Source organism: Flavobacterium sp. UW10123 (assembly GCF_040538975.1).
GTDB lineage: Bacteria > Bacteroidota > Bacteroidia > Flavobacteriales > Flavobacteriaceae > Flavobacterium.
In genome coordinates this window covers 75,634-98,113 of the sequence record NZ_JBEWQE010000013.1, presented here as the reverse complement: position 1 = coordinate 98,113, position 22,480 = coordinate 75,634, and the positions used below count along the sequence as shown (strand labels likewise).

At 31.8% G+C, this 22,480-nt stretch carries 19 protein-coding genes; 18 read left to right on the top strand and 1 reads right to left on the bottom strand.

Annotation, left to right across the window (positions count from 1 at the left end):
* Positions 1-96 precede the first annotated feature (96 nt).
* The 4 genes from eno (at position 97) to ctlX (ending at position 4,771) form a co-directional block, all read left to right on the top strand.
* On the top strand, positions 97-1,389 hold the full coding sequence (eno, locus tag ABXT06_RS16135) for a phosphopyruvate hydratase (RefSeq protein ID WP_354591674.1): 1,293 nt from the start codon (positions 97-99) through the stop codon (positions 1,387-1,389).
* A 153-nt stretch (positions 1,390-1,542) separates the two neighbouring features.
* Positions 1,543-2,820 carry a citrate synthase gene (locus tag ABXT06_RS16130; RefSeq protein WP_354591673.1) on the top strand — a complete coding sequence of 426 codons (1,278 nt, stop codon included), beginning with the start codon at positions 1,543-1,545 and terminating at the stop codon, positions 2,818-2,820.
* A gap of 62 nt (positions 2,821-2,882) precedes the next feature.
* A complete protein-coding gene (locus ABXT06_RS16125) occupies positions 2,883-3,797 on the top strand; it encodes a dimethylarginine dimethylaminohydrolase family protein (protein WP_354591672.1) in 915 nt (304 codons plus the stop codon).
* 38 nt (positions 3,798-3,835) lie between these two features.
* Complete coding sequence (gene ctlX, locus ABXT06_RS16120; protein ID WP_354591671.1) at positions 3,836-4,771, top strand: citrulline utilization hydrolase CtlX; 936 nt, start codon at positions 3,836-3,838, stop codon at positions 4,769-4,771.
* 81 nt (positions 4,772-4,852) lie between these two features.
* Here the strand turns inward: ctlX and ABXT06_RS16115 are convergent, their stop codons facing one another.
* Positions 4,853-5,479 carry a MarC family NAAT transporter gene (locus ABXT06_RS16115; protein ID WP_095931487.1) on the bottom strand — a complete coding sequence of 209 codons (627 nt, stop codon included), beginning with the start codon at positions 5,477-5,479 and terminating at the stop codon, positions 4,853-4,855.
* Between the two features lie 152 nt (positions 5,480-5,631).
* Here ABXT06_RS16115 and ABXT06_RS16110 point away from each other — a divergent pair, with 152 nt between their 5' ends.
* The 14 genes from ABXT06_RS16110 (at position 5,632) to ABXT06_RS16045 (ending at position 22,468) form a co-directional block, all read left to right on the top strand.
* Complete coding sequence (locus ABXT06_RS16110; protein ID WP_354591670.1) at positions 5,632-5,997, top strand: CoA-binding protein; 366 nt, start codon at positions 5,632-5,634, stop codon at positions 5,995-5,997.
* A 95-nt stretch (positions 5,998-6,092) separates the two neighbouring features.
* Positions 6,093-6,713: a recombination mediator RecR gene (recR, locus tag ABXT06_RS16105; RefSeq protein WP_354591669.1), complete on the top strand. Its 621-nt coding sequence runs from the start codon at positions 6,093-6,095 to the stop codon at positions 6,711-6,713.
* A 69-nt stretch (positions 6,714-6,782) separates the two neighbouring features.
* Positions 6,783-7,574, top strand: a complete 792-nt coding sequence (locus tag ABXT06_RS16100) for a polysaccharide biosynthesis/export family protein (protein WP_354591668.1) — start codon at positions 6,783-6,785, stop codon at positions 7,572-7,574.
* A gap of 15 nt (positions 7,575-7,589) precedes the next feature.
* The gene (locus ABXT06_RS16095; RefSeq protein ID WP_354591667.1) at positions 7,590-10,037 is read left to right on the top strand and encodes a polysaccharide biosynthesis tyrosine autokinase; all 2,448 of its coding nucleotides are present in this window, start codon (positions 7,590-7,592) and stop codon (positions 10,035-10,037) included.
* Positions 10,038-10,047: 10 nt separating this feature from the next.
* Positions 10,048-11,031, top strand: coding sequence for an SDR family oxidoreductase (locus tag ABXT06_RS16090; RefSeq protein ID WP_354591666.1), 984 nt, complete (start codon positions 10,048-10,050; stop codon positions 11,029-11,031).
* Positions 11,032-11,055: 24 nt separating this feature from the next.
* Positions 11,056-12,447 carry a UDP-glucose 6-dehydrogenase gene (locus ABXT06_RS16085; protein WP_354591665.1) on the top strand — a complete coding sequence of 464 codons (1,392 nt, stop codon included), beginning with the start codon at positions 11,056-11,058 and terminating at the stop codon, positions 12,445-12,447.
* 65 nt (positions 12,448-12,512) lie between these two features.
* Complete coding sequence (locus tag ABXT06_RS16080; RefSeq protein WP_354591664.1) at positions 12,513-12,977, top strand: UpxY family transcription antiterminator; 465 nt, start codon at positions 12,513-12,515, stop codon at positions 12,975-12,977.
* A gap of 282 nt (positions 12,978-13,259) precedes the next feature.
* Positions 13,260-14,549, top strand: a complete 1,290-nt coding sequence (locus tag ABXT06_RS16075) for a nucleotide sugar dehydrogenase (protein ID WP_354591663.1) — start codon at positions 13,260-13,262, stop codon at positions 14,547-14,549.
* Positions 14,550-14,580: 31 nt separating this feature from the next.
* The gene (locus ABXT06_RS16070; RefSeq protein ID WP_354591662.1) at positions 14,581-15,588 is read left to right on the top strand and encodes a mannose-1-phosphate guanylyltransferase; all 1,008 of its coding nucleotides are present in this window, start codon (positions 14,581-14,583) and stop codon (positions 15,586-15,588) included.
* Positions 15,589-15,606: 18 nt separating this feature from the next.
* Entirely contained in the window at positions 15,607-16,653 is a 1,047-nt protein-coding gene (rfbB, locus tag ABXT06_RS16065; protein WP_354591661.1) for a dTDP-glucose 4,6-dehydratase, read from the top strand.
* A gap of 47 nt (positions 16,654-16,700) precedes the next feature.
* Positions 16,701-19,124, top strand: coding sequence for an SLBB domain-containing protein (locus ABXT06_RS16060; RefSeq protein WP_354591660.1), 2,424 nt, complete (start codon positions 16,701-16,703; stop codon positions 19,122-19,124).
* 8 nt (positions 19,125-19,132) lie between these two features.
* Positions 19,133-20,185: a Wzz/FepE/Etk N-terminal domain-containing protein gene (locus ABXT06_RS16055; protein ID WP_354591659.1), complete on the top strand. Its 1,053-nt coding sequence runs from the start codon at positions 19,133-19,135 to the stop codon at positions 20,183-20,185.
* Positions 20,185-21,150 carry an SDR family oxidoreductase gene (locus tag ABXT06_RS16050; protein ID WP_354591658.1) on the top strand — a complete coding sequence of 322 codons (966 nt, stop codon included), beginning with the start codon at positions 20,185-20,187 and terminating at the stop codon, positions 21,148-21,150. The genes ABXT06_RS16055 and ABXT06_RS16050 overlap by 1 nt, the downstream gene beginning before the upstream one ends.
* A 43-nt stretch (positions 21,151-21,193) precedes the next feature.
* Positions 21,194-22,468: a nucleotide sugar dehydrogenase gene (locus ABXT06_RS16045; protein WP_354591657.1), complete on the top strand. Its 1,275-nt coding sequence runs from the start codon at positions 21,194-21,196 to the stop codon at positions 22,466-22,468.
* The last annotated feature ends 12 nt before the right edge of the window (positions 22,469-22,480 follow it).

Genomic DNA, 22,480 nt, shown 5'->3' with positions numbered 1-22,480 from the left:
AAATAAAAGGGTTTAATGACTAAAACTCGTTTATAGTATTAAATATTTTTATAATTTCGAAAAAAAAATATAATTTATTAATAAAAAACAAAAATAATGAGTATTATAATTAAAGTTCACGCAAGACAAATTCTTGATTCTAGAGGTAATCCTACTATTGAAGTTGATGTAGTAACTGAAAATGGAGTTTTAGGTAGAGCTGCTGTTCCATCTGGAGCATCAACTGGAGAGCACGAAGCTGTTGAATTACGTGATGGAGGTAAAGCTTATCTAGGTAAAGGTGTTTTGAATGCAGTGAATAATGTAAATACTATTATTGCTGAAGAATTAGTTGGAACTTCTGTTTTCGAACAAAACACAATTGACCAATTAATGATTGATTTAGATGGTACTCCAAACAAATCTAAATTAGGAGCTAATGCTATTTTAGGTGTTTCTTTAGCTGCTGCAAAAGCTGCTGCTAATGAACTTGGTTTGCCATTATACAGATACGTAGGTGGTGTTTCTGCTAATACGTTGCCAGTTCCAATGATGAACATCATTAACGGTGGTTCTCACTCTGATGCGCCTATCGCGTTCCAAGAGTTTATGATCTTCCCTGTAAAAGCAACTTCTTTTACACATGCAATGCAAATGGGAACTGAAATTTTCCACAACTTGAAAAAAGTATTACACGATAGAGGTTTAAGTACTGCAGTAGGTGACGAAGGAGGTTTTGCTCCAAACTTAGCTGGTGGAACTGAAGATGCTTTAGATACTATTAAACTTGCGGTTGAAAAAGCAGGATATTCTTTCGGTGACGAAATTATGATTGCCCTTGATTGTGCTGCTTCTGAGTTTTATGTAAACGGTAAATATGATTACACTAAATTTGAAGGAGAAACAGGAAAAATCAGAACTTCTGGAGAACAAGCTGAATACTTAGCTGAACTTGCTGCTAAATATCCAATTATCTCTATCGAAGATGGTATGTACGAAGATGACTGGGATGGATGGAAAGCTTTAACTGAAAAAATTGGAGATAAAGTTCAATTAGTTGGAGATGATTTGTTTGTTACTAACGTTGCTCGTTTGTCAACTGGTATCGAAAAAGGAATTGCTAACTCAATCTTAGTAAAAGTAAACCAAATTGGTACTTTAACTGAAACTATTGCAGCTGTAAACATGGCGAAAAATGCTGGATATACTTCTGTAATGTCTCACCGTTCTGGAGAAACTGAAGATAATACAATTGCAGACTTAGCTGTTGCTTTGAACTGTGGTCAAATTAAAACAGGTTCTGCTTCTCGTTCTGATCGTATGGCTAAATACAACCAATTATTAAGAATTGAAGAAGAACTAGGAAGTACAGCTTATTTCCCTGGTTTGAATGCTTTTAAAATCAAATAATTTTTGAAATTATATATTGGAAAAAACCATTCGCTAAAGCGGATGGTTTTTTTTTGGAGTTTTAACAAATTCATAGCAGTATTCTTTTTTTAATTAGTCTTAAATTCATTAGATTTGATAAATTATTATTTAAAGAATTATTTCCAGTATATTATGTCAAAAATAGCTACATTAGAAATAGATGGTAAAAAGATTGAGCTTCCGGTAATCACAGGGAGTGAAAACGAATCAGCTATCGATATCAACAAATTACGTGATTTAACAGGTTATATTACACTTGATCCAGGTTATAAAAATTCAGGATCTTGTACAAGTGAAATCACTTTCCTAGATGGAGAAGAAGGAATTTTACGTTACAGAGGATATTCAATCGAAGATCTTGCTGAAAAAGCTAGTTTCTTAGAGGTTTCATATCTTTTGATTTTTGGTGAATTGCCTACAGCTAAACAGTTAGAAGATTTTGAAAATGGTATTAAAAAACATTCTTTGGTAAACGAAGAAATGAAAAATATCATTGATGGTTTCCCTAAAACAGCTCACCCAATGGGAGTGTTATCTGCTTTAACAAGTGCTTTAACAGCTTTCAATCCAAAAGCAGTTAATGTAGATAATGAAAAAGAAATGTACGAGGCTATTTGTAAAACAATGGCAAAATTTTTAGTGATTGCTACATGGACTTACAGAAAATCTATGGGTTATCCTTTAAATTACTATGATAACACAAAGGGTTATGTAGAAAGCTTCATGCAATTAATGTTTAAATTGCCTACAGGACCTTACGCAGCAAATCCAGTAATTGTAAATGCGTTAGATAAATTATTCATTCTTCACGCAGATCACGAGCAAAATTGCTCTACTTCTACAGTTAGAATGGTAGGTTCTTCTCATGCTGGTTTATTTGCTTCAGTTTCTGCAGGGGTTTCTGCACTTTGGGGGCCACTTCACGGTGGAGCAAACCAAGCTGTACTTGAAATGCTAGAAGAAATAAACAAAGACGGTGGAGATACAGATAAGTTTTTAGCGAAAGCGAAAGATAAAAATGACCCATTCCGTTTAATGGGATTCGGACACAGAGTCTACAAAAACTTTGATCCAAGAGCTAAAATCATCAAAAAAGCAGCAACAGAAGTATTAGAAACTTTAGGTGTTGAAGATCCGATTTTGGATATCGCTAGAAAATTAGAGAAAGCTGCTCTTGAAGATGAATACTTCAAATCAAGAAACTTATATCCAAATGTTGATTTCTATTCTGGAATTATCTACAGAGCTTTAGGAATTCCAACAGATATGTTTACTGTAATGTTTGCAATTGGAAGACTACCAGGCTGGATTGCGCAATGGAAAGAAATGCGTGAAAATAAAGAGCCAATCGGAAGACCAAGACAAATTTATACAGGACATCCTTTAAGAGAATTTAAGTCTAATAAATAAAAAACGAAAGCTTCACTTTACTGTGAAGCTTTTTTTATATTTGCTCAAAATATAATAAAGTTATGTTGCAATTAAATGTAAAGAACGAAACGTCTCGGCTTCGTGCTGTAGTTCTGGGTTCTGCTGTTCATAATGGTCCAACTCCAACTATAGAAGAGGCTTATGACCCTAAATCATTGGAACATATTAAGGCAGGAACTTATCCTGTAGAAAAAGATATGGTTGCTGAAATGGAGGCTTTTAATGCTGTTTTTCAGAAATATGATGTAACTGTTTATCGTCCGGAAATGATCGAAAATTACAATCAGATTTTTGCTCGTGATATTGGATTTGTAATTGATGATATTTTTGTAAAATCAAATATTCTGCCAGATAGAGAACGTGAATTAGATGCTATTCAATATGTAATTGATCAGATTGATCCTTTAAAAGTGGTTCGACCTCCGGAAGAAGTTCATATCGAAGGAGGAGATGTGATGCTTTGGAATGACCATATTTTTATTGGAACTTATAAAGGAAGCGACTATAAGGATTATATTACAGCAAGAACCAATATGCATGGTGTAAATTATATTAAATCTTTGTTCCCTAATAAGATTGTGAAGGAATTTGATCTTGTAAAATCTTCATTGGAAGCGAGGGATAATGCTTTGCATTTAGATTGTTGTTTTCAACCTGTTGGAAAAAACAAAGGAATTATCTACAAAAGAGGTTTTCGTGAAGAAGCAGATTATCGTTATTTAGTGAAGCTTTTTGGAAAAGAAAACCTATTTCATATTGAAAGAAACGAGATGTATAATATGTTTTCGAATGTGTTTTCAATAGATGAAAATGTAGTAGTTTCTGAAAAGAATTTTACGAGATTGAATAACTGGCTTCGTGAAAATGGTTTTACTGTGGAAGAAATTCCATATGCTGAAATTTCAAAACAGGAAGGTTTGTTGAGATGTTCAACTTTACCATTAATTAGAGACTAAAAATTCGTTTCAAGTTTGAAACAAAAAAAAGATAAAAAATGAGACAAACTAGTAATGCTATCGTGATGATTCGTCCAGTTGCTTTCAGAATGAATGAGCAGACGGCTGTAAATAATTATTATCAAAAAGTATTAGACGGACTTTTACCAAGTACTGTTAATGCTAAAGCGCAACAAGAGTTTGATGCTTTTGTAGAAAAACTAAGGGCAGTTGGTGTTGATGTAACTGTGGTAGATGATAGTTTAGAAACAGATACTCCAGATAGTATTTTTCCGAACAATTGGGTTTCATTTCATGAAAATGGAGATGTAGCGCTTTATCCAATGTTTGCAGAAAATCGTCGTCAAGAGCGTCGTGAAGATATTTTGGATACTTTGGAAGAAAAAGGATTTGAAATTTCTAATATTATGGATTATACTTCTGCAGAAGAAGATGGCATTTTCTTAGAAGGAACAGGAAGTTTGTTGTTGGATCGTGCAAATGGTAAAGCATATTGCGCATTATCGCCAAGAGCAGACGAAGAATTGTTTATAGAATTCTGTGAAGATTTTGATTATGCTCCAGTAATCTTTGAAGCTTTTCAAACTGTTGATGGTGAACGTAAACTAATCTACCATACTAATGTTATGATGTGTCTAGGGGAAACTTTTGCAGTTATCTGTGCAGATTCTATTGATGATAAGAAAGAGCGTAAAATGGTTTTGGATAATCTTAAACAAGACGGAAAAGAAGTTATTCTGATAACAGAAGCTCAAGTAAATAATTTTGCTGGCAATATGTTGGAAGTTCGTGGAAAAGACGATAAAAGATATATTGTAATGAGTACATCGGCGCATCAGAGTTTGACTCCAAAACAAATTGAACAGTTAGAAAAGCATGCAGAAATTTTAAGTTCAAGTTTAGATACAATCGAAGCTTGTGGTGGAGGAAGTGCCAGATGTATGATGGCAGAAGTTTTCTTGCCAAGAAACTAAAATAAATATTTAAAAAACAGAAAAGGGATGAGATTTATTGAAAATCTCATCCCTTTTTTTCTTTTTGATAACTGGTTTTGATTAAAAATTTCCTTTAATAATATTAACAATTGCACTTACAATATATTGTATACCGATAGAAATAACTATAAAACCAACAATTCTAGAGATTGCAACAATTCCGGAAGCGCCTAATATTCTAGCCAAATAATGGGCGCTTTTTAAAATTGCAAAAATGGCTACTGCGATTGCTAAAATTGCTAAGGAAGATATTATGATTTCATTTATCTCGTGATGTTCTTGGTAAAAGGCAATTAAAAGTGACATTGATCCAGGGCCTGCAAGCATTGGTATTGCTAACGGTGTTAGTGCAATATCATTTCTGTGCTGTGCTTCATTTTCAATTTTTTTATTGATTCCTCGTTTTTTGTTGAATTTACCTGAAAGTAAAGAAAAACCAGAGTTTACAATTACGATTCCTCCTGCAATTCGTAAAGCATCTATGCTAATGCCAAAAAAAGTTAAAACGTATTGGCCAATAAAATAAGAGACCAATAATATGATAAAAACATTAATGGCTGTCCATAAAGAAATTCGAGATCTTTCTTTTTGCGAATCGTGTTGCGTTAGTCCGACAAAAATTGGTACAGTTCCGATTGGGTTTAATACCGAGAATAAGGCGGCAAATAAGTAAATAAATAATTCCATATTATATTGGTTAGTGAAGTAAATGTAGTTATTTTTTGATGCTTTTGTGCGAAATTATGTTATGAATATGTTTTTATTGTTATCGATTCTAAATCAAAGATGTAAGACTTAATCATTCTTTTTTGATTACTTTTGCAGTCTAAATAAAAACTATGAAAAGTAAAAAAACATTAGTTATAGGAGCTTCGACAAATCCAGATCGTTATTCATTCAGAGCTGTTAATATGCTTGTGGGAAAAGGGCATTCTGTTTTAGCAATTGGACAAAAAGCAGGAGAAGTTGCTGGAATAAAAATTCAAACTAAGTCGATACCAGTTAAAAATATTGACACTATTACTTTGTATTTAAACCCTGGTCGTCAAAGAGATTATTACAATTATATTATTGAAGCACATCCTAAGCGTGTGATTTTTAATCCTGGAACTGAAAATCCAGAATTGTATCAATTATTGGAATTAAATGATATTCAAATTGAAGTGGCTTGTACATTAGTTTTGTTAGCTACGAATCAGTATTAAATAAAATATTTGATAGTGATTTCTTATTATTATTAAGGTTTGAATTTAATAGCTCTAATGTAGGCTAAACCATTAAAAGTATTACTTTTGTCGTCATGGAATTTTCATCAAAATTAATCGAAAAAGCAGTAAACGAAATGTCGCAATTGCCTGGGATTGGTAAGCGTACAGCGCTTAGATTAGTTCTTCATTTGTTAAAACAGCCTAAGGAACAAACTGTCTTTTTATCACAAGCATTGTTAAATATGCGTGAGGATATTAAGTTTTGCGAAAGTTGCCATAATATTTCAGATACTAAAATTTGTGAGATCTGCGCTAATCCAGCTAGAAATCACGAAACAATATGTATCGTAGAGGATATTAGAGACGTGATGGCTATAGAAAATACTGGGCAGTTTAAAGGGATATATCATGTGCTTGGCGGAAAAATTTCTCCTATTGAAGGAGTTGGGCCCAATCAGTTGAATATTTTTAGTTTAGTGACAAAAGTGAAATCTGGAAATGTATCGGAGATTATTTTTGCATTAAGTTCAACAATGGAAGGCGATACAACAAATTTTTATATCTATAAACAAATTGCGGATTCTGAAATTATAATTTCAACAATAGCGAGAGGAATATCGGTTGGTGATGAATTGGAATATGCGGACGAAATAACATTAGGAAGGAGTATTTTGCACAGAGTCCCTTTCGAAAAAACATTTAAAAATAATTAACCATACCCCAAATAGCAATTGAGTTTTCTAAAAGTTAAAGAAGACCATATTTGCGATAATATCGAACAAATGACAAAAAAATCTTTTTTCCTATTTTTATTAATCTCAGCATTATTTACTTCGTGTATTCCAATCAAAGATTTGGTGTATCTTCAGGATAAAAATGATTCGGGAGAACAGGTAACGATTTCACAAGTAGGATCAAAACCATATAGATTGCAAGTAAATGATGTTCTAAGAATTAATATAAAGGCAATTGATCCAAAATTAGTCTCAATTTTTAATACAACAGAAGGAGAAAGTAGTCAGACAGGAAAAAATGAATCCAGCTTATACTTTGATGGATTTACAGTTGACGATCACGGAAATATAAGAATGCCAATTCTTGGAGAAATTAATGTAATTGGGTATACTCTTGAGGAGGTCAGAATGAAAATTGAAAAGACATTATTGGAAGAATATTTTAAAAGTGAGGCTAATATTTTTGTTACAGTAAAGCTGGCTGGTTTCAGATATACCATTAATGGTGAAGTTGGAAGTACTGGAACAAAAACGTTATTTAAAGAGAATGTGAATATTTTGGAAGCTATTGCAAATGCAGGTGATATTTCTACAGTTGGTAATAGAAAAGAAGTAACAATAATTCGCCAGACTCCTACAGGTGTACAAATGCACGATATTGACCTTACAGATGTAAATGTAATGAAATCTCCTTATTATTGTTTACAGCCGAATGATTATATCTATGTAAAACCATTGAGACAAAAAACTTGGGGAACAGGTCAGACGGGAATACAATCTATAGGTACAATAATTACGTTGTTATCTTTAGCTACAACAGTTTACCTAATTATAAAATAAAAACAGATCCAAAAAATGTTAGATATTAAAGACTTTTCCATTTTTGAAAATCATTCTCACTTTGATTTTAAAGGGTTTCTGTTAAAAATTGCAAGTTACTGGAAATGGTTTCTCGTAAGTTTGATTATTACGTTCACAATTGCTTATCAAGTAAATATACGTAAAGAAAAAATTTATGGGATGCAAACCATGATCTCTATTAAAGAAGAAAGCAACCCTTTTTTTACATCTAATACAAGTTTAGTATTCAATTGGGGAGGTGTTTCTGATCAGGTAAGTGGTATTTCTACAATTCTGCAATCAAGATCTCATAATGAGATGGTAGTGGATAAACTTCAATTTTATATTGATTATTTAGAACAAGGAAAGTACAACTTAATTGATTCTTATGGCGCTGTGCCATTTTATCTTAAAATAGATAAAGAAAAGGGACAACTTGTAAATAAATTAATTAGTATAAAGTTTTTGAGTGAAAGTGAATATCAAATACAGATTTCATTTGAAAATAATTCAGTTTCACTAATTACTTATAGCAACAATTCTTATAGTAATACTTCAGTAGAACCTGTAACTTTTGTCAAAAAATACAGAGTTGGAGAACGTGTTAATCTTCCTTTTTTAAATTGGGAACTCCAAATAACAGATAATCCAGGATTTTATAAAGGAAAAGAATATTTTGTAAAATTTAATGATTTTGATGGAACTGTATCTAGATATAGAGGTATAAATGTGGATGCTGGTAAAAATAGTGGATCGCTTCTTACTTTGTCAATGCAAGGAACTAATAAAGCTAGAATGGTTGCTTATTTGAATTCTACTGTAAAAATGCTGATGAAGCTACAGTTAGATGGCAAAAATCAATTTGCTACCAATACGATTAGATTTATTGATAGCACCCTGGTTGCAATGGAATCGCAACTAAAACAAACCGGTAATGAACTAAAAACTTTTCAAAAAGATAAAAATATTTATCAAATAGAAGATGGAGGTGTCAAGGTTTCAGATAAAATAATGAATTTTGATCTTCAAAAAGATCAGTTAACTAGAAAAATAGCTTATTATAATTCCTTAAAAACATATTTAAATAGTAGTGTAGATTATTCTAGATTACCAGCTCCCTCTGTTGCGGGAATTGAAGATCCAAATATTGTAGCCAATGTTTCAAAACTTATAGCTTTATCTGCCCAAAGGTCTGAAATGGCCTATGCTGTAAAAAGTGAAAAAATATTTAAAGATTTTGATAATCAAATGGTAGCAATAAAAAATGTTCTTCAAGAGAATATTGCTACTGCAAAAGCTTCTTTATTATATGATTTGTCTTTGATAAATGCAAAAATTGGTGAGGCGGAAAGCACTGTAAAAAGACTTCCTGCTGAACAACAAGAATTATTGAAAATCAAAAGGAAATATGATTTAAATGATAATATTTATACAGAGTTTCTTCAAAAAAGAAATGAAGCAGAAATTGTAAGAGCATCTAACCTGTCTGATATCCACTTTATTGATCCAGCAAAAGATATTGGCGGAGGTTTAATCGGTCCTAAGACATCGGTAAATTATGTAATGGCTTTGTTTTTAGGAGTTTTAGTTCCTTTGTTGTTTGTTCTGGTGATCTTTTTTGTTAATAATTCAATTCAGAATAGTGAAGATATTAGTAAATTAACTCAAATCCCATTACTTGGCGTTGTTGGACTTAACAGGGATTCAGGTAGTTTAGCAGTTTTTGAAAAACCTAAATCTGCTCTTTCAGAAGCTTTTAGAGGTATACGCTCTTCACTTCAGTTTTTATATAAAAAACAGCAGGTAAGCGGGTCAAAAACATTAATGATTACTTCTTCAATTAGTGGAGAAGGAAAAACATTCTGCTCTATTAATATTGCTACTGTTTTTGCTTTAAGTGAGAAAAAAACAGTAATTGTTGGGCTGGATTTAAGAAAACCAAGATTGGCAGATGAATTTCAAATAAAATCATCTTTAGGAGTTGTTAATTATTTAATAAGACAAAATAGCTTAGAAGAAATTACTAATTCGACACCAATTCCTAATTTAGATGTAATACTTTCTGGGCCAATTCCTCCAAATCCTTCTGAGTTGATTTTAAGTGATGCAATGAAAGAATTGATTGATGAATTGAGGCAAAAATATGATTATATAGTTTTGGATACTCCACCAGTTGGTTTAGTAGCAGATTCATTAGAATTAGTTCAGTTTGCAGATGTAATATTATACATTGTAAGACAGAATTATACCAAGAAAGATATGATAACGTTGTTAAATACTAGACTTAAACGAGGAGAGTTAAGCAATGTGAGTATTGTGTTAAATGGTTATGAAAATAAAGCAAAGTACGGTACAGGCTATGGTTATGGATACGGTTATGGGGCTTATTCAAATGGTTATCATGAAGAAGAAGTTAAAGAAGGGTTTTGGAAAGCATTTTTAAATCAAATTAGAAAAAAATAAACTTTGACAAATGGAAAGCGGGGTAAAGAATACTATTTTGATTACAGGAGGAGCTGGATTTATAGGGTCAAATTTGACTGAGTATTTTTTGCGCTTAGGATATAAAATTGTTTGTTTGGATAATTTTTCTACAGGACATCGTCATAATTTGAAAGATTTTTTAGACAATCCTTGTTTTAAATTAATTGAAGGAGATATTTGCAATTTGGCTGATTGTAATTTAGCTGTCGAAGGAGTAGATTATGTCTTGCATCAAGCAGCGCTGGGTTCAGTTCCTAGGTCAATAAAAGATCCAATTACAACTAATGATGTAAATGTTTCTGGATTTTTAAATGTGCTTGTGGCGGCTCGTGATGCTAAAGTAAAACGATTTGTATATGCAGCAAGTTCTTCGACTTATGGAGATTCAGAAGACTTGCCTAAAATAGAGGGTGTTATAGGGAAGCCATTGTCTCCTTATGCAATTACTAAGTATGTAAATGAATTGTATGCTGAAATTTTTAGTAGGACATATGGTTTAGAAACAATTGGTCTCCGTTATTTTAATGTTTTTGGAAGAAAGCAAGATCCAAATGGAGCTTATGCGGCAGTGATACCAAAATTTGTAAAACAATTTATGAATCATGAAAGCCCTGTTATCAATGGAGACGGAAATTACTCTCGCGATTTTACCTATATTGATAATGTTATTCAGATGAATGAGCTGGCAATGATGACTCAAAACCCAGAAGCAATTAATTCTATTTATAATACAGCATTTGGCGATAGAAATACATTAAATGACTTGGTTAAATATTTAAAAGAATATTTATCAGAGTTTGATCCAAAAATAAAAGATGTTTCAGTTATTTATGGAGAAAATAGAGATGGAGATATTCCACATTCTTTGGCAAGTATTGAAAAAGCAAAAAATATGTTAGGATATAATCCAAAATATTCTTTGCAAGACGGATTGAAAGAAGCTGTTGGGTGGTATTGGAATAATTTAAAATAAACAGATCAAGATAAAATAGATCAAATGAAAATTACAAAAATTTGCTGCATTGGTGCAGGATATGTTGGTGGCCCAACAATGGCAGTTATTGCTCAAAAATGCCCACACATTCAAGTTACAGTCGTTGATTTAAATAAGCAAAGAATAGCAGATTGGAACGATCCAAATCCAGAAAATATTCCAATATATGAACCTGGTCTTTCTGAAATTGTAAAGGAGGCAAGAGGAAGAAATCTATTTTTTTCAACAGATGTAGATAAAGCAATAGATGAAGCACAAATGATATTTATTTCAGTAAATACGCCAACAAAGACTTATGGAAAAGGAAAAGGAATGGCGGCTGATTTAAAATATATTGAGTTATGTGCAAGACAGATTGCAAGAGTGGCAAAACAGAATAAAATTGTAGTTGAGAAATCAACGCTGCCAGTTAGAACAGCTGAAGCAATTAAAAGTATTTTAGATAATACTGGAAATGGTGTTCAATTTCAAATTTTATCTAATCCAGAATTTTTGGCAGAAGGAACTGCGGTTTCAGATTTGTTAAATCCGGATCGAATTTTAATTGGAGGAGACACAACTGAAGGAGGTGAAGAAGCAATTAATGCTTTGGTTGATGTCTATTTAAACTGGGTAAATAGAGACCAAATTTTAACAACAAATGTATGGTCATCAGAATTATCAAAACTTACAGCAAATGCTTTTTTAGCACAACGTATATCTTCTATTAATGCAATGTCGGAGTTATGTGAAAAAACTGGTGCAGATGTAAATGAAGTTGCGAGAGCTATCGGTATGGACAGCAGAATTGGACCGAAATTTTTAAAAGCTTCTGTAGGATTTGGAGGTTCTTGTTTTCAAAAAGATATTTTAAATTTAGTTTATATTGCAAAATCATACGGATTAAATGAAGTTGCAGATTATTGGGAGCAAGTAATTATTATGAATGATCATCAAAAAAGAAGGTTTTCAAATAAAATTGTTCAGACATTATATAATACAGTAGCTGATAAGAAAATTACTTTTTTGGGTTGGGCTTTCAAAAAAGATACAAACGATACTAGAGAATCTGCTGCAATTTATGTTGCCGATGACTTAATAAATGAACAAGCTAAAATCTCAGTCTTTGATCCTAAGGTTTCTAAAAATAAAATGCTAAACGACTTAGATTATTTGGAAACAAGAACAAGCCAAGAAAATATTGATGCTTTGAATGTGTTTGAAAATGCTTATGAAGCTTGTAAAGGAGCACATGCTATTGCAATCTTAACAGAGTGGGATGAATTTACAACTTATGATTGGAAAAAGATATACGATTCAATGCATAAACCAGCTTTTGTTTTCGATGGAAGAAATATTTTGAATGCTAAACAATTAGAATCAATAGGATTCGTTTATAATGGTATTGGCTCATAAATTGGTTTTGTAGTATATAAGAATATGAAGTGATAAGAATTTTGCTTCATTCATAAAGGAGAAAAATGAATTGGTACGTAGTTTATACAAAACCGAAATGGGAAAAGAAAGTTGCGGATAAGCTTAATCAGCTGGGAATAGAATGCTATTGTCCCTTAATCACTCAGGTTAAACAATGGTCAGATCGAAAAAAGAAGGTTGAAACGCCACTTTTTAATTCTTATGTTTTTGTGCAATTAACCGATTCAGATCGGAATTTTGTATTTCAAGTTGCTGGTGTTGTTAGATATTTGTTTTGGCTTGGAAAACCTGCAATTGTAAAGGATCAAGAAATTGAAATTATAAAAAAAAGTCTAAAAACAGCAAATATTAGCGACATATCAGTTTCAGCTATCCAGGTTGGCGATAAAATCAAATTAGAGTCAGGAGCATTCAGTAATCAAAATGCAATTGTACAAGAAGTTTCTAATAATTATTATACACTTGTCTTGGAAACATTAGGATGCATTTTAAAAATAAAGTACAAATAACAACGTTGTCAAATTAAAATTAAACAGAAGAGAACCTTTTTTAGATTTTTTCTTCTGTTTTTTTTATTATGTATTTATTTACAGTCTGATTAATAGGTTGTTGTAAATATTCGTTTTTTTGTATTGTAAGTTGTTTGCTAGTATTACGTGAAACCGTATTGAATAACTAGACTTATTATGCTATATTTGCCGAAAATGATTAATTTAGGTATCTGAGTCAGAATTTTGTGACTGAGAACGGCGAAGCCATGAGTTTAAGTGACCAGAATAAATTAAAAAAATATGAAGTTGGAAAATAATGTAAGAATTGCAGTTATAGGCTTAGGTTATGTAGGATTGCCTTTAGCGCGATTATTTGCTACCAAATATTCAGTTATTGGCTTTGATATAAACGAGTCAAGAGTTAGTTCCTTACAATCTGGAACGGACAGCACTTTAGAAGTCGAAGACGATGTTTTACAGAAAGTTTTAGTAAAAAGTAAAGATGAGGGTAAGGGCTTGTATTGTACTACATCAATAAATGATATCAAAGATTGTAATTATTATATAATTACTGTTCCTACTCCTGTTGATAGAAATAATAGGCCAGATTTGACTCCTTTGTATAAATCGAGTGAAACGGTTGGAAAAGTTTTAAAAAAAGGAGATGTTGTTATTTATGAATCAACTGTTTATCCAGGAGTAACAGAAGAACAATGCGTACCTGTTTTAGAAAAAGTTTCAGGTTTAAAATTTAATGAAGACTTTTTCGCAGGATATTCTCCTGAAAGAATCAACCCTGGAGATAAAGAACATACAGTTGAAAAAATTTTAAAAGTTACATCAGGTTCAACTCCCGAAATAGGTTTAAAAGTTGATGCACTGTATAAGTCCGTAATTACAGCAGGAACACATCTTGCGCCTACTATAAAAGTTGCAGAAGCTGCAAAAGTTATTGAAAATTCTCAGCGAGATATTAATATAGCTTTTGTTAATGAATTGGCCAAAATATTTAATTTAATGAATATTGATACCCAAGAAGTATTAACGGCAGCAGCTACTAAATGGAATTTTTTGCCTTTTAAACCAGGTCTAGTCGGAGGGCATTGTATAGGAGTTGATCCTTACTACTTAGCGCAAAGAGCACAAGAATTTGGATATCATCCTGAAATAATTTTAGCAGGAAGACGTTTAAACGATAGCATGGGAGAATATGTCGCTTCACAGATCGTGAAGCTGATGATAAAAAAAGGAATTTCTGTTAATGGTGCAAATTTGTTAATGCTTGGAATTACTTTCAAGGAAAATTGTCCAGATGTCCGTAATACTAAGATTGTCGATGTAATAAAAGCTTTAAAAGATTACGGAATAATGGTTACTGTTTTTGATCCACTTGCTAATATTGAGGAAGTAGAAAGAGAATACAAACTAGAAACTGTAAATATTTTGCCTAAAGAAAAATTTGATGCACTTGTATTAGGAGTAGCCCACTCAGAATTTCTTGAAATTGATTTTTCAAATTTGCAAAAAGACAAAAGTTTAATTTATGATGTAAAAGGAGTTTTAGGATCTTTAGCTGATAATAGGCTTTAAGTTTTAAAATTTCTTTTTTTATTTAAAATATATGAATTCAAATAAATCTATTACACATGTAATTCTGACAGGAGGAGTTGGAAGTAGACTGTGGCCTCTTTCGCGTAAAAGTCGACCGAAACAATATCTTGAAATATTTGATGGAAAATCTTTATTTGAAATGACAGTTGAAAGAAATAGTCATTTAGCAAATAAAGTAATGGTGGTTGGAAATGTTGACAACTTTCAACTAAGTGGTAAAGTAATGGATAAAACAAGTACTTCATATATAAATATTGTTGAAGCTACTCCTAGAAATACTGCTGCGGCTATAGCTTTTGCAGCATTTGCTTCAGAGCCAAATGATATTTTAATTATAACTCCTTCTGATCATATTATTGATTTAATGGAGAATTATAATAAAGCAATAAGTGAAGCGGTCACTAAAGCTGACGAGGGTTTTATTGTGACTTTTGGTGTAGTTCCAACTAAGCCAGAAACTGGTTATGGTTATATAGAAGCTAAGGGAGATAACGTAGTTTCATTTCGTGAAAAGCCAAACGAAACGACTGCAAAAGAATTTATAGCAAAGGGTAATTTTCTTTGGAATAGTGGTATGTTTTGTTTTAAAGCAAGTGTTCTTTTGGAAGAATTAAAACAATTTCAGCCAGATGTTTATAGAAAATCAAAACAGGTATGGGAAGCAAGTAAAGATGGCTTCTTAGATTTAGATTTATCTATGGAAATTCCGTCAATTAGTATAGATTATGCCGTAATGGAAAGAAGTAAAAAAATTAAAGTTGTGCCAGCTTCTTTTTCTTGGTCAGATTTAGGCTCTTTTGAATCTGTTTATGATTATTTAATATCTAAAGGACATCCAACTGATGTTAAGGGTAACATGGTTATTGGATGTGATAAACATACGACCTTTCTTGGTTTAGAAAATACAATTTTTGTCTATACAGATACTGCAAATTTGATTTTGCAGAAAGAGAGTTCACAAGACGTAAAAGATATTTATACCGAATTAGAAAAACAGAATTCAGAATTATTAAAGTAAAGTAATCAAAAAGATAAAATGAAAAAAATTCTTATAACTGGAGGTGCTGGGTTTATTGGATCGCATGTAGTGAGAAGATTTGTTAATAAATATCCAGAATATCACATTTTCAATTTGGACGCATTAACTTATGCAGGAAATCTTGAAAATATTAAAGATATTGAAGATAAGTCTAATTATACTTTTGTAAAAGGGGATATAGTTGATGAAGTTTTCATTAATGAGCTTTTTTCAATTCATAGTTTTGATGGTGTTTTACATTTAGCAGCAGAATCTCATGTTGACCGTTCGATCGAAGATCCTTTAGCGTTTGTCAAAACGAATGTAATTGGTACGATGAACTTGTTAAATGCGGCTAAAAACCAGTGGAAGAATAATTTTGATGGAAAAAGATTCTATCACATTAGTACAGATGAAGTGTATGGAAGTTTAGGGTCAGAAGGATTATTTACGGAAACAACGTCGTATGATCCTAATTCACCTTATTCTGCTTCAAAAGCTAGTTCAGATCATTTTGTTAGAGCTTATGGTGAAACTTATGGTTTGCCTTATGTTTTAACAAATTGTTCTAATAATTATGGATCTTATCATTTTCCTGAAAAATTAATTCCTTTATTTATAAACAATATAATTAATAATAAGCCATTACCAGTATATGGAGACGGAAACTATACTCGTGATTGGTTATTTGTTGAAGATCATGCCATTGCAATAGATTTAGTTTTTCATGAAGGGAAGAATCACGAAACTTACAATATTGGTGGGTTTAATGAATGGAAAAATATTGATTTGGTGAAATTATTATGCCAGATTATGGATCAAAAGTTAGGAAGATTAGAAGGAACTTCTCAACAATTGATCACATTTGTAAAAGATAGACCTGGACATGACTTAAGATATGCAATAGATGCCTCAAAAATTAATAAAGAATTGGGGTGGAGGCCTTCAGTAACATTCGAAGAAGGTTTAGAGAGAACAATTAACTGGTATCTAAATAATGAAGAATGGTTGCAGAATGTTACATCTGGAGCTTATAAAGATTACTACAAAAAGCAATACTCTTAAACAGATTATTCTTACTTAAACTTAATTTTAAGATTAAACAAATCAACATGAAAAAAATAATATACGTTCTTATTCTGTTTTTTACTTTTTTATTTTCCTATAATGTTAAGGCACAAGATATTCTAAAAGGAAAAGACTTAAGTACAATTATGGTAGATTATTTATCTGATGATGACATATCTAAAATTAGTGCACAACTTAAAAGCAATAATACAACAATTGAACAAGTTGAATCAATGGCGCTTTCAAAGGGAATGAGCCAGACAGAATACGACAAATTAAAGATTAGACTTAATGAGTATTCAGCAAAACTAAATAAGGGTACTGAGGAGAAAATTAAAAAACAAGAAGATAAGATTGAGTTTGGAAGAAAACAAGATAAAATTAAAAATGATAAAGTTAAGGATTCAACAAATGCTTTAATTTTTGGATCTGAATTATTTGATAATCCGACTTTAAATTTTGAACCTGATTTAAAGATGGCGACTCCAGTAAATTATGTATTAGGACCAGGGGATGAGTTACAAGTAAGTGTTTATGGTGTTCAAGAGTACAATGCGTCTATACCGGTCTCTCTTGAAGGTAAAGTTGCTATTCAGTACGTGGGACAGATTTCAGTATCTGGAATGTCTATTGAAGCTGCTACCCAAAAGATAAAAGCGGCGATAGCAAAAGTATATAGTACTGTACGATCTGGACAATCTCAGGTAAGCGTTAGTTTAAGTCAAATACGAACAATAAAAATAACAATTGTTGGAGGTAAACAACCTGGAAATTACTCAATTTCTTCTCTAGCAACTGTATATAACGCTCTACATTTAGCAGGTGGTCCAGGAAAAAATGGGAGTTATAGAAATATTGAATTAATTAGAAATAATAAAGTCTATAAGAATATCGATATATATAGATTCTTAGTAAAAGGAGATCAATCCGACAATGTTGCTTTAAAAGAAAATGATGTCATAAGAATTCCAGCGTATAGCCAACGAGTGACTGTAGAAGGTGAAGTAAAGCGTCCAGGTATTTTTGAAATGAAAAAAGGAGAAACTTTTTCGGACTTATTAAATTTTGCTTCTGGTTTTAATGAATTTGCTTATACAGCCTCAGTAAATGTATTACAGAAAACAGGTAAAGAATTTAAAGTTCATGACATAAATGAAAGTGAATACAATTCCTACCTTCCTCAATCAGGAGATGTTTTTAGAATTACAAAAATCTTAAATCGTTTTGAGAATAGGATTAAAATAGAAGGTGCTGTTTTTAGACCTGATTATTACTCGTTTACTGAGGGAATGCGTGTATCTGATTTAATTACTAGAGCTGAGGGGCTAAAAGAAGATGCATACAGTAAAAGAGCACGAATAATTCGTCTAAAGACTGATTTAACAACAGAAATTATGAATGTAGATTTAGATGCTGCATTGTCAGGCGATTTAAATGCAGATCTTGAATTAAAAAGAGAGGATATAGTTACTGTTTATTCTATTTTGGATTTTAGAGAAGAATATAAAGTTACTATTGATGGAGAAGTAAAAAATCCCGGAGAATATGAATATTATGAAAATTTAACTCTAAATGACTTAATTATTCAAGTTGGTGGTTTAACTGGATCAGCATCTAAAAGAGTTGAAATTGCTAGAATGGTAAAATCTGATTTTATAGATGATTCAGATCCAAAACGTATTGAATTAGTTCAATTTGAGATTACTGCGGATAATAATGAACAAGCCAAGAATTTTATTTTAAAACCTTTCGATGTAGTTAATATTCGAAGAATAGCAGTTTATGAAAAGCCACAGATGGTAGTTATAAAAGGTGCCGTTGCATATCCAGGAAAATATGTTTTGGCTAATAAAAAAGAAACTGTTTATAATGTTGTAATGAGAGCTGGTGGACTGACATCTGTAGCTAATTTAGAAGGTATGAAAATTCTTAGGCCTATTAAAGAAGAGCAAATCGAAAAATTAAAAAGCGTTGATTTGAATTTAAAAACAGATACGCTAAATAATAAATTAATAAATAAACTTGAAAATGAATTAAAGTTTTCGACAATTCCAATTAACTGGGAAAAAATAGTAAAGAACAAAAACCACTATTCTAATGTGACTTTGTTTCCTGGTGATGAAATAGAGGTTGCAGTTTACAATGAGGGGGTAAAAGTAACAGGGAATGTACTGTTAACATCTGAAATTCCATATCGAAGAGGAAAAGGATTTAAATATTATATTAATTCGGTTGGAGGAGTTGATAGTAAGGGCTGGAAGAAAAAAGCGTACATTATTTATCCTAATGGAAAAGCAGATGTAACTAAATCATTTTTATTTTTTAGACTTTATCCAAATGTTGAGCCAGATTCGCAAATAGTTGTTCCGGAAAAGCCTGAAACCAAAAAGATGAGTACCGGAGAATGGGTAAGTATAGGAAGTGTATTGACTAGTCTGGCATTATTGATAGTTACTGCTTTTAAATAAAACTTTTTATGAATAATACTGAAAGTAACGAAATGTCGTTAAAAGAGTTAATTGATAATATAAAAGTATGGTATTTTTATCTACTAAAGAAGTGGAAATCTATTCTTATAGCGGGGCTTTTCGGTTCAGTTTTAGGATTAACCTATTCATTTATTAAAAAACCTATTTATACAGCTACTTTATCATTTGCTCTAGAAGATGATAAAACGGCGGGTAATGGATTAGGAAATGCGTTAGGTCTAGCGAGTTCTTTAGGATTAGATCTTGGTGCAGGAGGCGGAAGTATATTTTCAGGGGGAAATTTAACAGAGTTATTCAAGTCAAGATCAATGGTAGAAAAAACATTGTTGACTCCAGTATCAATTAATGGTAAAACTATTTCTTTGGCAGAAATGTATATAGAGGATAATAAATTACGTGAAAACTGGAAAAAAATATCAGATATTAAGTTTTTGCCTAATGAAGACCGTAAAAAATTTAGTCGTGCTCAAGATAGCATTTTGGGGAAAATTTATGATAATTTATCTAACGGAAGTTTGAAGGTAGCTCAAAAAGATAAAAAAGTAAGCATTGTAACGATAGATATGTCCTCTGATGATGAATTGTTTGCTAAATATTTTGTAGAAGCCTTAGTAAAGGAAGTGTCTAATTTTTATATAGAAACTAAAAGCAAAAAAGCAAGGATAAATATGTCTATTCTTGAAAAACAGACAGATTCCATACGTAAAGAATTAAATAGTGCTATTACAGGAGTAGCAATCGCAAACGACAACACATTTAATTTGAATCCGGCACTCAATGTACAGCGAGCACCTTCATCCAGAAGACAAGTAGATGTCCAAGCCAATGGAGCTATATTAACTGAGTTGATTAAGCAGAGTGAATTAGCAAAGGTGACCTTACGTAAAGAAACACCTTTAATTCAGGTAATTGACAGACCAATACTTCCATTGAAAAAAGACTATTTAGGGAAATTTAAAGGTTTGGTATTAGGATCTATTCTGGGAGGAATTCTTATGGTCGCATTTTTAATAATGAAAAAAATAATAAAAACAATTTGATGAAAATTTTAATTACCGGAGGAGCTGGATTTATTGGCTCTAATCTATCAGAATATTTTTTGGCAAAAGGATATAAAGTAGTTTGTTTTGATAATTTTTCAACTGGGCATAGACATAATATAAGTGACTTTTTAAACAATAAGAATTATACATTAATTGAAGGTGATATAAGAAACTTAGAAAGTTGTAGGAAAGCGGTTGATGGCGTCGATTATGTCCTGCATCAAGCAGCATTAGGCTCAGTACCAAGGTCGATCAATGATCCAATTACTACTAATGATGTAAATGTTTCTGGGTTTCTAAATATGTTGGTTGCCTCTCGCGAGGGAAATATTAAGAGGTTTGTGTATGCAGCAAGTTCTTCTACATATGGAGATTCTGAGGCATTGCCAAAAGTAGAAGAAAATATAGGCAAACCATTGTCTCCCTATGCAATAACCAAGTATGTTAATGAATTGTATGCAGAAATATTTAGTAAAACCTATGGATTAGAGACAATAGGGCTTAGATATTTTAACGTTTTTGGTCGTCGTCAAGATCCAACTGGTGCATATGCAGCTGTCATTCCTAAGTTTGTTATGCAATTAATGAAATATGAAAGTCCTATAATAAATGGCGACGGTAATTACTCGAGAGACTTTACGTATATTGATAATGTTATTCAGATGAATGAACTAGCCTTAACAACAAAGGACATTGATGGTGTAAATACCGTTTATAATACCGCATATGGTGACCGAACAACTTTAAACGAATTAGTTAATATATTGAAAGTTAATCTGTCTAAGTTTGATCCCAAGATAAAAGATGTTGAGATTATTCATGGACCATCTAGAACGGGAGATATTCCTCATTCTTTAGCAAGTATAGAAAAAGCCAAACGATTATTGGGATACAAACCTCAATTTTCTATAGAAGATGGCTTAAAGGAAGCAGTTAACTGGTATTATAATAACTTAAAGTAACTTGTTGCGCTGTAATAGTATTTATTAAGATTTGTTGAGTAATATGAAAAAAATTGCCATTATTGGTTTAGGATATGTAGGCTTACCATTAGCAAGATTGTTTGCAACTAAATTTCCTGTAGTTGGATTTGATATTAACAAAAGTCGAGTTTCTGAATTATGTGAAGGAATTGATAGTACTTTAGAAGTAGAAAATGATACTTTAAAGGCTGTCTTGATAGATGAATTAGGGGATGAAAATGGATTGTTTTGCACTACTAAAGTAAAAGATTTAGAAAAATGTAATATATTTATAATAACTGTACCAACTCCTGTTGACAAAAATAATAGGCCAGATCTAACTCCTTTATATAAAGCCAGTGAAACGGTTGGGAAAATTTTGAAAAAAGGCGATATAGTAATATATGAATCTACCGTTTATCCGGGAGTTACTGAAGAAGAATGTGTTCCAATATTGGAAAAAGTGTCTGGTCTTAAGTTTAACAAAGATTTTTTTGCAGGATATTCTCCAGAAAGAATCAACCCAGGCGATAAAGAACACACGGTTGAAAAGATATTAAAAGTTACTGCTGGTTCTACTCCAGAAATTGGACAAGTTGTAAATGAATTGTACAAAAGTGTAATTATTGCAGGAACTCACCTAGCTCCAAGCATTAAAGTTGCTGAAGCAGCAAAAGTTATTGAGAATTCTCAACGAGATATCAATATTGCTTTTGTAAATGAGTTGGCGAAGATATTTAATTTAATGAATATCGATACACATGCAGTTTTAGAGGCTGCCGCAACAAAATGGAATTTTTTACATTTTAAGCCAGGTTTAGTTGGTGGGCATTGCATTGGTGTAGATCCTTATTACTTAGCACAAAGAGCTCAGGAATTCGGGTATCATCCCGAAATTATTCTAGCCGGTCGAAGGCTGAATGACAGTATGGGAGAATATATCGCGTCGCAGGTTATCAAAAATATGATAAAAAAAGGAGTAAATGTAAAAAGTGCAACATTACTAATGTTAGGAATTACATTTAAAGAAAATTGCCCTGATGTGCGAAACACTAAAATTGTTGATGTCGTACGAGCTTTATGCGAATACGGAATTGAGGTTATTATTTATGACCCCTTAGCAAATTCAGAAGAAGTAAAGCATGAATACAATTTAACGATCTGTAATGATTTATCAAAACAAAAATTCGATGCAATAGTATTAGGAGTCGCTCATAGCGAATTTTTAAACTTAAACATTAAAAACTTACAGAAGGATTTAAGTATTGTTTATGATGTGAAAAATTTCTTGAAATCAAGTGTAGACGCTAAACTTTAATATTTCTAAAAA